The 15,034-nt window shown below is 49.4% G+C and carries 14 protein-coding genes; 3 read left to right on the top strand and 11 right to left on the bottom strand.

Going from position 1 to position 15,034, the window contains the following annotated elements:
* Positions 1 to 5 precede the first annotated feature (5 nt).
* From ABYK60_RS10035 to ABYK60_RS10000, 8 genes are all read right to left on the bottom strand, one after another.
* Entirely contained in the window at positions 6 to 701 is a 696-nt protein-coding gene (locus tag ABYK60_RS10035) for a HupE/UreJ family protein (RefSeq protein ID WP_372871882.1), read from the bottom strand.
* A complete protein-coding gene (locus tag ABYK60_RS10030; RefSeq protein ID WP_372871881.1) occupies positions 691 to 3,840 on the bottom strand; it encodes an efflux RND transporter permease subunit in 3,150 nt (1,049 codons plus the stop codon). The genes ABYK60_RS10035 and ABYK60_RS10030 overlap by 11 nt, the downstream gene beginning before the upstream one ends.
* An 11-nt stretch (positions 3,841 to 3,851) precedes the next feature.
* A complete protein-coding gene (locus ABYK60_RS10025; RefSeq protein ID WP_372871880.1) occupies positions 3,852 to 5,105 on the bottom strand; it encodes an efflux RND transporter periplasmic adaptor subunit in 1,254 nt (417 codons plus the stop codon).
* A gap of 8 nt (positions 5,106 to 5,113) precedes the next feature.
* Complete coding sequence (locus ABYK60_RS10020; protein WP_372871879.1) at positions 5,114 to 6,400, bottom strand: TolC family protein; 1,287 nt, start codon at positions 6,398 to 6,400, stop codon at positions 5,114 to 5,116.
* 13 nt (positions 6,401 to 6,413) lie between these two features.
* Entirely contained in the window at positions 6,414 to 7,394 is a 981-nt protein-coding gene (locus tag ABYK60_RS10015) for a M56 family metallopeptidase (RefSeq protein WP_372871878.1), read from the bottom strand.
* A 4-nt stretch (positions 7,395 to 7,398) separates the two neighbouring features.
* Entirely contained in the window at positions 7,399 to 7,779 is a 381-nt protein-coding gene (locus tag ABYK60_RS10010; RefSeq protein WP_372871877.1) for a BlaI/MecI/CopY family transcriptional regulator, read from the bottom strand.
* Positions 7,780 to 7,917: 138 nt separating this feature from the next.
* Positions 7,918 to 8,835 carry an IS5 family transposase gene (locus tag ABYK60_RS10005; protein ID WP_372871876.1) on the bottom strand — a complete coding sequence of 306 codons (918 nt, stop codon included), beginning with the start codon at positions 8,833 to 8,835 and terminating at the stop codon, positions 7,918 to 7,920.
* Between the two features lie 457 nt (positions 8,836 to 9,292).
* A complete protein-coding gene (locus ABYK60_RS10000) occupies positions 9,293 to 10,597 on the bottom strand; it encodes a DUF2628 domain-containing protein (protein WP_372871875.1) in 1,305 nt (434 codons plus the stop codon).
* A 158-nt stretch (positions 10,598 to 10,755) separates the two neighbouring features.
* Here ABYK60_RS10000 and ABYK60_RS09995 point away from each other — a divergent pair, with 158 nt between their 5' ends.
* On the top strand, positions 10,756 to 10,998 hold the full coding sequence (locus ABYK60_RS09995) for a helix-turn-helix domain-containing protein (RefSeq protein WP_372871874.1): 243 nt from the start codon (positions 10,756 to 10,758) through the stop codon (positions 10,996 to 10,998).
* On the opposite strand, the gene ABYK60_RS09990 is transcribed toward ABYK60_RS09995, so the two are convergent.
* Complete coding sequence (locus tag ABYK60_RS09990) at positions 10,974 to 12,254, bottom strand: tyrosine-type recombinase/integrase (protein WP_372871873.1); 1,281 nt, start codon at positions 12,252 to 12,254, stop codon at positions 10,974 to 10,976. The two genes, ABYK60_RS09995 and ABYK60_RS09990, sit on opposite strands and share 25 nt — an antisense overlap.
* 501 nt (positions 12,255 to 12,755) lie before the next feature.
* Positions 12,756 to 12,947 (bottom strand): DUF2787 family protein, encoded by a 192-nt coding sequence (locus ABYK60_RS09985; protein WP_372871872.1) that lies wholly within the window; start codon positions 12,945 to 12,947, stop codon positions 12,756 to 12,758.
* A gap of 132 nt (positions 12,948 to 13,079) precedes the next feature.
* Between ABYK60_RS09985 and ABYK60_RS09980 the strand changes: the two genes are divergently transcribed.
* Positions 13,080 to 13,652, top strand: a complete 573-nt coding sequence (locus ABYK60_RS09980) for a hypothetical protein (RefSeq protein ID WP_372871871.1) — start codon at positions 13,080 to 13,082, stop codon at positions 13,650 to 13,652.
* Between the two features lie 6 nt (positions 13,653 to 13,658).
* Here ABYK60_RS09980 and ABYK60_RS09975 read toward each other — a convergent pair whose 3' ends face one another.
* A complete protein-coding gene (locus tag ABYK60_RS09975; RefSeq protein ID WP_372871870.1) occupies positions 13,659 to 13,856 on the bottom strand; it encodes a hypothetical protein in 198 nt (65 codons plus the stop codon).
* 144 nt (positions 13,857 to 14,000) lie between these two features.
* On the opposite strand from ABYK60_RS09975, the gene ABYK60_RS09970 reads away from it, so the two are divergent.
* Positions 14,001 to 15,034: histidine kinase dimerization/phospho-acceptor domain-containing protein (locus ABYK60_RS09970; protein WP_372871869.1), on the top strand; the 1,034-nt coding region annotated here is incomplete at its 3' end.

Here is a 15,034-nt window from a genome sequence, read left to right as displayed (position 1 = left end):
TTGAATTAATTAACGAAATAACCAGTCAGCTGATAACCCATCAACATCACGCCAGTACTCATCAGTAGGGTATTCGTGAGGGTCGAAAAGCGTTGGAATGATGGCGAATGGCGCCAGGCATTGATAATGATCAGGATAAAGGCAAGTGCCGCAAACTGGCCCAGCTCAACCCCGATGTTAAACGCAATCAAGTTAGTCAAAAGGCCATCTGGTAGTAAGTGGAATTCCTGCAGCTTGGTTGCCAGGCCAAAACCATGAAACAAGCCAAACACCAGTACCGCAATCTTGGTGTTCGGTTGCCAGTTAAAGCAGCGCTTAAAGCCGCCGAGATTATCAAACCCTTTATAAATGACAGAAAAGCCGATAATCGCATCAATCAAATAAGCGTTGACCTGAATGTCACTCAGCACACCAAACAATAACGTTGTGCTGTGGCCAATGGTAAACATGGTGACGTACAGCAACACGTCTTTGCTGCGATACAGAAAGAAGATCACCCCGACCAAAAACAGCAGATGGTCATAGCCGGTGATCATGTGTTTGGCACCAATGTACATAAAAGGGATGAACTGAACACCTTGATTTTGCTCCAAAAAGGCTCGGGTACTATCGTCAACACCATGCGCAAAGGCGCCGATACTGAATAAGGCCAAACTGGCAATCAATAATGCCAGTGCCAGCTTAAGTACATTAGTTGGCATGTGAAGACTCCAATACTTCTGATTCGGTCAAAATCGACTCCTTTTCTTTGTGTAAAATGCGGTACAGCGCGGGAATGACAAACAGTGTCAGCAGGGTGGACGAAATAATGCCGCCAATCACCACGGTGGCCAGTGGACGTTGTACTTCAGAGCCAATACCGGTGTTGAGTGCCATTGGGATAAACCCCAGGGAAGCAACAAGGGCGGTAGTCAGTACAGGACGTAGTCTGGTCAAAGCCCCGTCATAGATAGCCTTTTCCAGTCCAATCCCTTCCTTACGCAGCTCTCGAATAAATGAAACCATTACCAAGCCGTTTAAGATGGCGATACCCGACAGTGCGATAAATCCCACGGCTGCGGAAATGGAAAAGGGAATATCGCGTAGCAACAAGGCCGCTATTCCACCTGTCAGCGCCAGGGGAACGCCGGTAAAGATGATCATGGCATCTTTGAACGAGTTAAGTGCCAGCACCAGCAAGCCCACAATCATCAATAGTGTCACTGGCACTACGATGCTGAGGCGCTCAGAAGCTGATTGCAGTTTCTGATAGGTGCCGCCGTATTCAACCCAGTATCCAGCAGGAATGTCGACCGAGTCAGCTACCGCCAACTTGATGTCGGCCACAAAACTGCCTAAATCACGCCCACGCACGTTGGCCGTCACCACCATGCGGCGCTTGCCATTTTCACGGTTAATCTGGTTGGCGCCAGACACCAGCTCCAGTGCCGCCAACTCCTTAAGCGGAATGGCATAGCCATTAGGCAAATGGATTGGCAGGTACTGGAGAGCATCTATATCTTGCCTGCGCGACTCTGCCAGTCGTACCACAATATCTGAGCGGACGTCGCCCTGATAGAACTTACCTGCAACCTTACCGCCTATCGCGGTCGCCAGCTGTGATTGCACTTCAGCGACACTGATCCCGTGCTGGATAAGTTTTTGCGGGTTAGGGACGATGTTGAGCATGGGCAATCCAGTAGTTTGCTCGACCTGCACATCAGCAATACCATTGACCCCGGAAATTGCGGACTCTATCTCGGCTCCCAGTGCTGTGAGTGTGTCGAAATCGTCGCCAAATACCTTGATGGCAAGCTCCGCACGCACACCGGCCAGCAACTCATTGAAGCGCATCTGTATTGGCTGCAAAAACTCGTACCTATTACCAGGTATAGGTTCAACCAGAGCCGAGAGCTCTTCAACAATCTGCGCTTTGGGTTTGTCCGGATCAGGCCACTGGTCACGGGGTTTTAAGATAATGAAGTTGTCAGCGACACTGGGAGGTACCGCATCCGTAGCCACATCTGCAGTACCAATTTTGGCAAATACCCTTTCAACTTCAGGCATTTCTTTGACTTTCAGTTCCAGCGTTTCCTGCAGTGCGATTGCTTGACTGAGTGAGGTGCCTGGAATGCGCAGAGCATGCATGGCGATGTCGCCTTCGTCCAGATTGGGAGCAAACTCGCTACCCAGCCGGGTTGACTGATAGCCGAAGAACACGACCAGCAGCGAGGCACCAAGCACCACCAACCAGCGCGCTTTCAGTACCCACACCAATGCTGGGCGATATGCGGCAGCGGCAGCGCCAATGATCACGTTATGCTTTTCCTGTACCGGCTTTTTGAAAAGCAGCGCTACCATCGCCGGAACAAAGGTAACAGACAGCAACATGGCGCTAAGGAGTGCAATTACAACCGTGATGGCCATGGGATGGAACATCTTGCCTTCAACGCCTTCGAGCGCAAAAATCGGCAAATACACAGCGGTAATGATAAACACGCCAAAGAGTGCAGGCCGAATTACTTCTCGGGTGGCTTCAAACACCAGTTCAAGCCGCTCTCTGAGTGGTAAGTGTTCAGAGGTTTGCCCCGCCTGACTAAGCCTGCGCAAGCAGTTTTCAACGATGATGATCGCCCCATCAACCAGCAAGCCAAAATCGAGTGCGCCGAGGCTCATCAGGTTGGCACTGACCCGGGTTTGCACCATACCGGTAATGGTCATCAGCATGGCGAAGGGGATAACCAGCGCGGTGAGCAACGCGGCGCGGAAATTGCCAAGCAGTACGAACAGTACCACGATAACCAGAATAGCCCCTTCGGTGAGGTTGGTTTGTACTGTGCTCAGGGTGTTGTCAACCAACTTTGTCCGGTCATACACTGCTGTCGCTACAATGCCTTCCGGCAGGGTGGCATTAATTTCGTTAAGCTTTTCACCTACAGCATGGGCGACGGTGCGGCTGTTTTCACCAATCAGCATGAACACAGTGCTCATGACCACTTCACGACCGTTTTGGGTTGCCGCGCCGGTGCGTAAACCCTGCCCATTTTCAATATCTGCAACGTCGCTGACAGTCACCGCCGAGCCCTGATTGGTCATCAGCGGTATGTTACCGATTGCGGTCATATCTTCGACCTGCCCCGGCATTCTGAGCAGCCACTGTGCGCCGTTTTGCTCGATAAAACCGGCGCCCTGGTTTTGGTTGTTCTTAGCGATGGCATCAACCACATCTGCTTGAGTTAACCGATAGGCGAGCAGTTTTTCCGGTTTGAAGACCACCAGAATTTCACGTTCATAGCCGCCAATCGGGTTTACTTCGACCACACCGGGAACCCGCATCAGCTGGGGCCGAATGGTCCAGTCGTGCACAGTTCGCAGATCCATAGGCGTAATAGGCGAACCATCTGCATGGGTTGCATCTGGCTCAGCATCCACGGTAAACATGAAAATTTCGCCAAGGCCGGTTGCAATGGGGCCAAGCTGAGGTTCGAGACCCGCAGGAAGCTCAGCCCTAGCAGCCGAAAGACGTTCGTTGACCAGTTGACGCGCAAAGTACACATCGGTGTCATCGCTGAAAATCGCCACCACCTGCGACAGGCCGTAGCGCGACACCGAGCGGGTATAGGTTAAGCCCGGTAAACCCGCCAGGGCGGTTTCCAGCGGGAAGGTTACCCGCTGCTCGACTTCAAGCGGTGTATAGCCCTCTGCTTCTGTATTTATCATCACCTGAACATTGGTGATATCCGGCACGGCATCAATGGGTAACTTGGTGAAATTCCAAACTCCAAGTCCGGCAACCGCCAGCACCATGACCAGCACCAAAAATTTTCGCTTAACCGAAAAGCGTAAAATCGCTTCCAACATGAATTACGCTCCTAGTGGTCGTGGGATGCGCCGGACTTTTCGATATCGGCTTTCAAGATAAAGCTGTTTTCGGTGACGTATTCGGTGCCGGGTTCTAAACCGCCAAGCACTTCAATCCATTCAGCGTCCTGACGCCCCAATTCCAACATTCGCACTTCGTACTGCTCACCGACTTTCGCAAAAACCACCGTAAAATCTCGAAAACCCTGCAGTCCAACACGTTTAACCGCCAAAGGCACGGCGATTGTCGCCACCTCAATTTGGGCAGAGACAAAGCTGCCTTCGGTCAGAGAGCCGTCATTGGCGAGCTTGACCCAAACGACTCTGGCCTGATCGTCCCGCACCTTGGGTTCGATAAAAGAGATGGTGCCTGAGTAACCGGCCGATAAACCTTCTAACTGCATACTGATGGCGGAGCCGGTTCGTACTTTTTCGAAATCCTGGGGATATACGGCCAGCTTTGCCAGATATTGGCTGTTATCGGTAAGCGTCATCAGCGGGCGGTTGGCGGTTTGCTCGCCGGCATTGGCGAATAACGCGGATACCACCCCATCCGCAGGGGCCTTGATTTGGTATGGCTTAAGGCTTTCGTTACTTTCAACAGTCAGTAGGGTTTGTTCTTGTTTAACCTGCTCGCCAACACCAACATGTACCTTGGTAATCTCACCGTCGAAGCGTGCACTGATGCTGCGCTCCGCTCCCGGTGGCAATGCCAGCGTGCCGTAGGCCGGGATCGTTTGATGCAGTGTCGTTGGGCCTGCTACCTCGGTTTTTATCTCCATGGCTTCGGCGACAGCCGTTTCTATCGTGGTACGTCCCTCGAAGTTATCGTACTGCCAGCGATAGGTATTGCCCTGATATTTGGCCTCGATGCTGACAATAAACGAATGAGGCTCATAGATTTCCATGTCGCCGCGAAGGAAATCGCTTTGAGCGTTGAAATGGATGTCATCAACCACATTGCCTAGACGGATCAATTTGACGTTTAAATCCACCTCTTTTGGATCTATTGCCTTGCCATTTTCACTCATCCATACCCGGAACTCTGGTGGAACGCCTGTTTCAAAAATGGATAGTTCCAACGCAACCCCCCCTTCACGCAGCATACGTCCACGGTGGGGGCCTTTTTCCGGTTCAGCCTCCTCGGCCGCAGGGGCAGAAGAAGCAAACGCTGAATTGGTTGCCAAGGTGCCAAGGCCAAGACTAAGACTGAGGTTTAATAATATCGCCAGACTCAATGACGAAAGGGTTATCGTGTGTTTCATGAATAGGCTCACTGAGAAAGGGAGGTGCCGGTCAGGCGTTGAATTTCAATGTGTTGCAAATGCAGATCTTCGATGGCACTCAGCAACTGATGTTGGGCATCAAGCAACTCTCTACGTACATCACTGTACTGGGTGTAGCTAAGCTGGCCGCGTTCGAACGCACGTTCCGCTTCATTCAGCGCCTTTTCAAGGGTAGGGACGATTTCGTGGCGAACAGTGCTGATAACATGTTGTGAATGAGCCATTTCCTGCAAAAGGACATACAGCTGTGCATCCATCGTTTGCATCAACGCAGCTTGTTCACTTGCAAGCACTTCCTGTTGTGCCTGCAAAGCTGCGATAGTGCCAGCGTTACGGTTACTGTCACCCAGCGGAATAGAAATGCCAGCCATCAGGCCAAAGTCGTCAGTTGCCTCATAGCGCCGTATGCCTGTGGTGAATTGCCACTGTGGCTTGGCCTCCATTCGGGCGAGCTCCATTTGAGATTGCGCCACACGCTGGGCACTGGCAAATTGCAGCAATCTGGGGTTATGCTTGAGGGTGGCCAGTTGGCTGTCAACCGATGGTATAGCCGGTATATTGAGTAAATTCCCTTCCAGCTGATACCCGGTGGCAGGCTTACCCCACAAAGAGGCCAACTGGTACTGGCTGGCCTTTAGTTCGTGTTCGACATCCTCTACCGCCAGCTTTTGCCGGATAAATTCAGCCTTCGCCAGCTGCACTTCTATGCCTGAGCTCTTACCGGCACTGAGTCGCTTACTTATCGCCTGAACCACGTCTTCTGCCTGAGACATCGCCAGTTTGTTCAGCTTCAGTCGCTCCTGCATCACCAGCACATTAATAAACCGCTTGGCAACGAGAGCGGATAAGTCCAACGCTTTGATTTGCTGCTCAACGGCCATGTTTTCAGCTTCGGTTTTTGACACCTCAACTCGGCTGTTAATTTGCTCTCGCTGCAACAACCAGGAAAACGTCAGTGTCGATTGCATGTTGCCAAGACCACTGTGCTCGCCGGTTCCCAATGCATCTTCGACCATCAGGCCGATTTGCGGACGCTCGCCTACACCAGCTTGCTGAATACGCCCCTGCCAAACTCGCTCCTTGGCTAGCATGGCTTTCAAATCGGGATGGTGATTAAGTGTCAGGGTAATTGCATCACTTAAGTTGATGAGCTGTGGGGGGGGCACCGTCTCGCTGGCTGATACGGATATACTTAAACCCGCTCCAATCAGCACTGCATAAAACCGATTGGCTATCGGTTTTTTAGTGTTGCGTGTGCACGAAATATCTCGCATTCCCAATCCTTACTTAATGGGTAAAAAGAGTTTCAATAATGTGGTGGAAACTATCAACCGAAGACGCCGTGAGCAGGAGCACAGTGCCAAACAGCGCGAGTGACAGGCCTGTTGTCAACCGAGATGATATAAACACCGGGTTAATCAACAACTTTACCCGGATGGTGGTGTGATCGTTACCGAAGTAGCTGGCGTGCAATCTATCTTCGCTGTCCGTCACCGGGCGCTGCATTCTGGCAACATTAATAAGCGTTTGGGCAATGTCGAGACTGTCGTAGACATCAGTGACGGCATGGTCCGCAACCTGTTCGGTTAACAAGGTAAATTGGCCAATAAGCTTGTGTTTGGTACTGGTGGGGAAGAAGCCTGCAAAAAACGCGAACACAACTCTGAGTAAGGGGTCGTATGCGGCGACATGGGCTTGCTCGTGACGAACAATGATATCCAGTTCTTGTTCACTGACAAGCTGGCATAATGCCGTTGTCAGGTAAATCCGCGGAGACAATAGGCCTGCCGTAAAGGCGGCCGGGACGGATACTGGCAAAGAGTAGTATTGCTTCTGACTCTGTGTTTTTTTTGAAACAATGCTGCTGAGCTCAAGCAGGTTAACCAGATTGGAAGATTGCCGGTGGCGCACATACAGTGCTTTTACCAAACCCCAGAACAAATAGAGCGATGCCGCAATCAAGGTCACGGAGTGCCAACTGGAAAAGCTGAAAATATCAATGTGGTGCCAGTGTGCAAATTCATTGAGCCACTGTATAGGCAAACTTTGCTGGGTTGACGGCCAAAAGAGCACAACACAACATACCGCTATCCACCAAGGCGCTGTTACCAAGGCCCACAAGTTGAGCCTGCGGATGCCAAATGCGGCGTTTTCCAGACGAGGCAAAATGAATCCCGAAACCATGGTGATAAATAGGATGCTTATGGCACACGCCAGCACAGCGATGCTCAGTAAGTTCAGTGTTATGGCCAGGTTCCCCACCAGCATCCGGTTACATTCCTTTGCGCAGCCTGCGCTGCTCTTCAATCAGCTGTTCCAATTTATCGAGTTGTGCATCATTCAGGTTTGCCGATGAAGAGCTAAAGGCAGCAATCAGGCTGTGCTCACCTTTTTCGACAAAATCACTGGTGACATTGGCGATAAGCGTCGCTATCAGTGCTTCTCTGTCTACCTTAGCCCAGTAGCAGTAGGCGTGTCCCTGCTTGGTCCGGTTAAGTAGTCCTTTTTTAAACAAGCGATCCAGTGTGCTTTGAATGGTGTTAAGCGAATTGCCCCGAGACTGGCCAAGCACCGAGTGTACTTGCTTTGCATCGGCTTCATCTGTATGCCATAGATACTGCAAAACCTGTTTTTCCAATTCACCTAACTGCATAACATGTCTCTCTTGACCCGAACGCAGACATATTGCACCACAAAAAACCGATAGGCAATCGGTTTTTTGTGGTGCAAGTAGTGGCGTTGTTGATCAAATCATTGCGCGGATAGCAACTGCCCCCAGGTCTTGCTCGGTTTAACGACCAGCGCCTCTAGAAGGCATTCCCAAGCTCAGCATTTTGTTCATGGCCTTAACTCCGGCTAAGGCTTCGCCAACCTGGGCGTTGTAGTCTCGCAGCGTCAGCGTCGGGCTTATCAGGTGTTTGTATCGGTACATCGCGGTTTCTGCCAGCGACTTTTTACCGTAGTCATGTTGCTGCTTCCAGTCTGATAGTCTGCCTGCTTTGAGCGCATCCACGGCCTCATTGCGAATATGTCCTTCAGGCCAGTAACCCGCATTCGACCTAGGCGGTATCACTGCTTTTATGCCTTTATTTTTAAGCAGGTTGTGGCAGGCTTTGGTGTCATAAGCGCCATCGGCAGAGACTTGCTCTATGCGATGACGCAGCGGCTTGAGTAAGGTGCCCAGCACTTCGTTGTCGCCGACGCTCTCAAGACTGACCTCGGTTGCAATAATGGCATGTGTTTGGGCATTGACGGCCAAATGCAGCTTGCGCCAAACGCGGCGCTTTTCTTTGCCATGCTTGCGGATTTTCCATTCGCCTTCGCCAAAGATTTTCAAGCCCGTGGCATCGATAACGACATGGGCAATCGGACCATGGCTCGGCGCTCGGTAGGCTATTTTCACGGTTTTAGCCCGCTTGCTGAGGCAACTAAAGTCCGGTGAGCTCAAGGGAACATCCATCAGCTTAAACAAGGAGTTAATGACCCCCTCTGTGGCGCGCAACGACAAGCCAAAAACGCTTTTCAGCATCAGAGCGACTTCAATCGCATGGTCAGTAAACTGAAAACCGCGCCCCCGACCACCATGATGCTGATGGCATAACCAGCCCTTAATCGCTGCGTCATCCATCCAAAAGGTCAATGAACCGCGATTGCGTAAACTCTGGTTGTACTCAGACCAGTTGATGATTTTGTGCTTGGCTTTGCCCATGATGATGACTCTGTCAGTCTGTACTGAAAGATCTGCTCACCATCGGCTGAAATGGTTCAAAACGATTTAGTCAACAACGCCGCATTGAGGTCCAACAACAGACAGTTATTCAGCGCCTTTAATTAAATAAATTCGATTTAACAGTGTGTACCTTTTTGACAGGCTTTTTGTGGCGTGAGGATATCTAAAATCGCATTGGTGGGTGTGTTGCAGGAAATCTAAGGCATTATCAGCCGAGCCTATATTGCCTTTGTCTTGTGAAGACCAATGAACCATGGCAAGAAAAGGTACGAATGAGTCTCAGGTACGAGATATTGGCATTAATGCCTGAGCCATGGATAAGCACCAAATGCGCCTTGTCAGCAGCACGTTTTCAAGCGCCAACAGACTTGGCGCTTGTCTTTTCGCTACTTTGGAGGTTCATTCGCTCTCAATGTCTATCTGAGGAGCCGCCAAGTCAATTTATCTTGTGCGGCATATGGTTGATTACTAGATTGTCGAGCGTGAACGCATCCGCAACAGCGTCCGTGAGGCGATTGGCATAGATGTCCTTCAGCACATAACTCGGATTCACAAAAGGAGAATATGTCTTTCCTTCACCGTATTTTAATGCCCACTGGGCACCGTTGATTTCAAAGGTGTCATCAATATTAATTTGGAAACTGACGGCAAGCACTGCGACATCGATCTGAGCGAGAAAGCTATCGTCCATTTGACCTGTTACAAACACCAAAGACCGTTTACCAAGGTTTTTGACTTGCTCCGCATTCATGCTGCACTGATAGATTACGCTGATAGCACCATTGCTGGCTTGCTGCTCGCGCCATGAGGTCTTATTACAAGCCTGCCACCCATCAAAAGCTTGGCCAATCGTTGTCTGCCTATAACCTGTTAAGTAACCATCCTGAACTATCGACACATTATTCGCAGCCATCATCTCTGAGTATGCGAGCAGCACAACACCGACAAGACTTGCACCTACCAAGGACACGGTACCGACCCCACTCGCCATCCATTTTGGCATCCAGTTCCAGGTGGTTTCCCCCAACTTGTAATAGCGGTAATAGTCATAATTGGCGGTCAAGCCGTAGATACTGGAGTTGATGATGTACAGGACTTTGCTGATGTCTCTGTCTGTGAAAAAGCTTACCAACACCAAAGACATCAAGTTCAGTCCCAGGGTCAGAAGGAACAGATAGAGTCCCTTCTTCCACATTCCTTTTGTTATGTAGTAGAAAGGGCCAAAAATGAACGCCAGCACATTGAAGTTGATGACGTTCTGTCCTTTGATTTGCTCCTTCTTAGAACGGGATAAGTGGGGCTGACTTTTGGCCGATGCAAAATACCCCAACTTATCCGTCTGTCGAAAATCGAACTCAGCGAAAATTCTTTGCCAGCGAGCACTCAGTCCGTCATAGGTGACTGCCGGTGCCACGGATGCTGTGGTGGGTTCAGACGACAGTTTTGTTGTTGGTTTGAAGTCGGGCTCAGGTTCTGATTTGGGCCGATTTATCTGCGTAGTACTCACGGCAGCGGGAACTTGTTTAAGATGAGTAATAATCCCCGCAGACAGTAACTTTGCTTTCATGGCCTCAGCTTGATTTGCTGTTAGCCCCTTTTTGATACTGATTGGGTTGCCGGAAAACAACAGATGCGCCTTAGACTCCGGTATGTTAAGAAATTTTGCCAAAGCCAAGCTGAGTTTATGCCTATCTTTCCCTTCTTGTATTTCGCCTTTAAAGATGAGGTTGAACGATGTCATGGGTAATTCCTTCTGCATGATGTTATGAGCTGGCTTAACGAAGTTCCTTGCAGGCTCAACGGCTTAAAAGAGGATTATAAGCATCAAATGCGGATTATAATCCGTGGTTAATTGCGAGGCAAATTCCCATAGTGGTTCCGTTTCCAAAAAGGAACCCTATGAAAACGTTAGCGATTGAAATTGGTCGAGCAGTGCGGCATGTACGCAAGTCCCGAGGGATATCTCAGGACGAATTGGCGCTGCGAGCTGACATAGATCGCAGCTATGTTGGTCGGATTGAGCGGGCCGAAACCAACATCACTTTAGAGATGCTGTATAAGATTGCTGATGTGTTGGAGTGTGAACCACACGATCTTTTACCTTTTCGTAAGCAGGTTCAGATACATCCCCGGCTTTTGTAGTTATTCTCCCATTCCGCATACTTGCGCTCGAAATACTTGATGGACTTATCGGGCAGTGGCTCAAACTTAGCAATCACCTTATCCGGATCCGGTAGATCCACGCCGGACAATTCCTTACTGAACATTCTTGGAATCACGTGACTGTAGTGCTGTTCAATCATCTGAATGCTGGTGCCACATTGTTTTGCCAGTACGTCGATGGTGACGTTTTGTGCAACGAGCTCCCAAGTTATATAGGAATGGCGAAGCGAGTAAAGCGTACGACTCCCGAAGTTAGAATCCTTAAGACCCGCCAGTTCGACGGCTCTGTCGAAGTGACGCCCCAGCTCACGGGTGGTGTTGCCATCTCGCAGTCGGAATAACTTATCCGTTGCTTTTCTGTCCTTAAAACGTAAGGTCATTTGTAGGATGGTATCATGTAGCCCTGCCTTACAAACGACTTCACGAGTTCCTGTGTGCTTAGTTGTTTTGCCTTTGCGAACAGAGATACTGAAGCGACAGCGGTGTCCCTTTCTTTCGATGTGCAGATCACCCCAGGTGAGATTATCGAGCTCAGTTCCCGGGCGCATACCCGTATGGATAGCGAACTCCATGTAATCGGTGAGTAATTCCCTTATCTGCCTGGTGATTTCCTTGCGGCTGTTATGCTGCATCTCAACCACAGTGTCATAGACCCTGGCATATTCCTCAGGGGTAAATGCGGCTCGGCGTTTTGCTTCAACCCCGGCGGTTGATAACGATGGAATTTGCCCCGGTAGCATCCACTTTTGAGCCACTGCTTCCTGAAATACCATCTGCATCGCTGCATTGTGGTTCAAGATGGTGGATTTGGCAGGGACGCGTTTTAGTTGCTGAATTCGCCATGCATCAAATTCCCTAAGTTTATCCATATCGATAGTGCTGATGTGGATACCGTCGAAAAAGGGGATGTGGTACTTATTCAGGATAATGATGTAATCGCGAAAGTTGGCTTTACCAGTACCTTTATCAAGCTCAGACTGCATAAATTGTATGGCTTTATCAGCGGCATCGCGAAAACGTTTTGAAGTTACCAAAGTGCCGGTTTCTGAGCGGATTTGATACTCCATCAGCAGCCGATAAGCGGCATGAATAGCTTTGTCTTTTTCTTTCTGTTTAGTCGCTTTGCACAGCCACTTGCCAGCGACCTTGAACCTTGCGTACCAGAAGTGGCTGTTATCCTGCAGAAAAATATAGAGATCATCCGAGATTGGGTGGCGCTCAAGCTGCTTTGCCATAGGGTGTACTCATCTGAAATTTGCAAAGAATTTGCGAAGTTTCTAGCAATTTTGACCATCTTATTGAAAATTAATCAAAAAGTACACGCGATATTTTTTTCAAAATCCCCCGCCCTTAAAAGCGTGTCGGTTCGAGTCCGACCTCTGGTACCAACTTAAAAGTCAGCCTTGAGCTGGCTTTTTTGTTTTTGGGTTGGCGACGAAGCGAATGAGGGAACCGACCCGCCGCGTGTCGGCTGGGTGGCCAGCCCCGTCGGTCCGAATTTAGGTATCAACTTAAGGTACCAACTTAAAAGTCAGCCTTGAGCTGGCTTTTTTGTTTTTGGGTTGGTGACGAAGCGAATGAGGGAACGGACCCGCCGCGTGTCGGCTGGATGGCCAGACCTGTCGGTCCGACCTCTGGTACCACATTGAAACCGGCGTGAAGTGGTTGTTTGTGACCAGAAGAAGGCGTTACACGCTTTCGTCCTGGTAAGTGCTCGGTTCAGACACCTGTCTTGCTTAGCATCCTATTCCTGTAAATTTAACCTTCTTTGCAAGGCACTCCGGCGAAATAGTCACAGTAAATACGTCCATTTCGAGCCAGTAACTGAGGAAGTTTGACTCCCATACTTGATAGTTCTCCACTGCTGACTTGATGCCGTAAACACCGACCATGTTTTGGAACACCTTGCAGTTGAAATCAAAGTCCAACTCCTTCGCTAGCTTTCAACTGTCACCCATTGACTCTAATATGATTGAAACGGTGAAGGGTGTTTGGGACGCTCACGGTTGGCTATCAAAAGAAAGATAATCCTGGCACATTAACACAGTGGAGCATTCATTTTGATTAAGTTAAGAAAGTTAGAGGCGCTGTATTCGCTATTATGCGGCGCCGCACTGTTTTACAGTGCCGCGCCCGGGGATACAGGTGTCTCTTTTTTTCCTATGTTGCTGGATTTGGAGCCGCTCTACATATGCTTTGCTATCTGGCTGATTTTATCCGGACTTGTCGCCTGGTATTTCGGGCCTGCTAAATGGATGAATATATTGATTTTTGGGGTCATAGGCATGTTGTCTGTTGTCGTGTTATATCCTGTTGAAAAAAGAGTCTATCAGCCCCCAAGCAAGATAGTTGCCGCGGCGAAACAGTATTTGGATGACAACAACGTCTTATATAGCGATTTCAGTGCAATTCCGAGGACTAGTAGCTTGTTTGATCCATTCAGACCTCATTATTGGGCTATCAGTGTTTACGCCAATAATAAATTTCCCCGTGAAGTAGAAACTGGTGATTTATGGGATTCAGAAAAGCATGGGGGGTTTGAAGTGTTTGTTAGAGAATCATTTTGGGGAACTCTGGATATTAAAAGTGGACCAGGGTCATCCGATCCCTCATATATTTGGCATAAGAAATAAGTCGTATCAATAATGGGGATGAGTCAACCTGGCTGGGATTCGCTTCAGCTGCTCAATGCGCCATGCATCGAATTCCCGCAGTTTCTCCATGTCGATAGTGCTGATATGGATACCATCGAAGAAGGGGATATGGTACTTGTTCAGGATAATAATGTAGTCACGGAAGTTGGCTTTGCCAGTGCCCTTATCCAGCTCTGCCTGCATGTACTGTATTGCCTTGTCTGCAGCATCGCGAAAGCGCTATGACGTGACCGGGGTGCCGGTTTCTGAGCGGGTTGAATACATCATCAACTGATAGTGTCGCTGTCATCACGGTTGCCAGGCATTGGCTGGTGTTACAGTTTTTCCATGATGACATTTATCATTTTTAACATTTATCTTTTCTATGGCCTGGTTTTTTTTGCCATTGGCTGCGTCATTGCTTTTCGCAATTTTAAGTTCAGTCAGCTGTCGATATCACCGACGTTGTGGGCGCTGGCACTGTTTGGATTCACCCACGCATTTCATGAATGGTCTGAGTTGTATGTCATTCTATTTTCTTACGATATTGAAGCAAGATATCAGCTTGTTATCGATTCACTCAGGTTGGTTAAGTTGGCTTTGTCCTTCGCCAGTTTACTGCTCTTTGCCTGGCTGCTGTTTTCCATTCTGCCGCTCCGGTTTGGCCGCATTGGCCAAGGGTTAACAATCGCCGTAGTTGTTATCTATCTCGTATCCGTGCTGATGTTGTTTGGCTCAGTTGCGTTGCCCGCAGACAAGCTCTCAGAGGCGGCGTCCTGCACGCGTTTGTTGTTGGGGTTTGGCAGTGCTTTTCTTGCCGGCTGTGGTATGGCTATTTATGGCCACAGTTTGCTTCAGGCGCAGCATGAATATGGTCAGTACTTTATGGCAACCGGAGTGGGATTATGGGTATATGGTGCCTTGGCGGGCCTGGTTGCCACAGATGTGCATATGCTGATCCCGGTTCTTCGAACTCTCGCCAGCGGCTTCGTTTTGCTTACGCTGTTCAAGGCGCTGAAAATCTTTGATATCGAGCGGGAACAGCAAAATGAAATCAGATTAAAACGCGCGCTGGAAACGGATAAATATAAAGCGATTGGGCAGCTCGCCTTAGGTGTCGCGCATGAGATTAACAATCCATTGGCATCTTCGACGCTGGCGCTCGATCTCCTGCAACGAAAATACCCACCGCTGGATATACAGCAAACGGAGTATTTCAATCGCATTCGTCTTGGGATCAGCCGGGCTGCGGATATCAGTAAAGAGTTACTGGCATACGCCAGACCCGCTTCTGAGCAACGCTCTGAAGTGAAATTGTTGGATGTGATCCATTCAGCAATAAAGCTGTTGTCACACAAAGAGCGGGAGTACTCCATTCAGGT

This window comes from Shewanella sp., assembly GCF_041630135.1.
Classification (GTDB): domain Bacteria; phylum Pseudomonadota; class Gammaproteobacteria; order Enterobacterales; family Shewanellaceae; genus Shewanella.
Note: the sequence above shows the minus strand (reverse complement) of the source record. Positions and strands in the feature narration are given on the sequence as shown.

Excerpts from the sequence above, each read along its gene's own strand:
- ABYK60_RS10035 (WP_372871882.1), bottom strand. The coding sequence starts at position 701 with ATGCCAACTAATGTACTTAAGCTGGCACTGGCATTATTGATTGCCAGT.
- ABYK60_RS10030 (WP_372871881.1), bottom strand. The coding sequence starts at position 3,840 with ATGTTGGAAGCGATTTTACGCTTTTCGGTTAAGCGAAAATTTTTGGTG.
- ABYK60_RS10025 (WP_372871880.1), bottom strand. The coding sequence starts at position 5,105 with ATGAAACACACGATAACCCTTTCGTCATTGAGTCTGGCGATATTATTA.
- ABYK60_RS10020 (WP_372871879.1), bottom strand. The coding sequence starts at position 6,400 with ATGCGAGATATTTCGTGCACACGCAACACTAAAAAACCGATAGCCAAT.
- ABYK60_RS10015 (WP_372871878.1), bottom strand. The coding sequence starts at position 7,394 with ATGCTGGTGGGGAACCTGGCCATAACACTGAACTTACTGAGCATCGCT.
- ABYK60_RS10010 (WP_372871877.1), bottom strand. The coding sequence starts at position 7,779 with ATGCAGTTAGGTGAATTGGAAAAACAGGTTTTGCAGTATCTATGGCAT.
- ABYK60_RS10005 (WP_372871876.1), bottom strand. The coding sequence starts at position 8,835 with ATGGGCAAAGCCAAGCACAAAATCATCAACTGGTCTGAGTACAACCAG.
- ABYK60_RS10000 (WP_372871875.1), bottom strand. The coding sequence starts at position 10,597 with ATGACATCGTTCAACCTCATCTTTAAAGGCGAAATACAAGAAGGGAAA.
- ABYK60_RS09995 (WP_372871874.1), top strand. The coding sequence starts at position 10,756 with ATGAAAACGTTAGCGATTGAAATTGGTCGAGCAGTGCGGCATGTACGC.
- ABYK60_RS09990 (WP_372871873.1), bottom strand. The coding sequence starts at position 12,254 with ATGGCAAAGCAGCTTGAGCGCCACCCAATCTCGGATGATCTCTATATT.
- ABYK60_RS09975 (WP_372871870.1), bottom strand. The coding sequence starts at position 13,856 with ATGCAGGCAGAGCTGGATAAGGGCACTGGCAAAGCCAACTTCCGTGAC.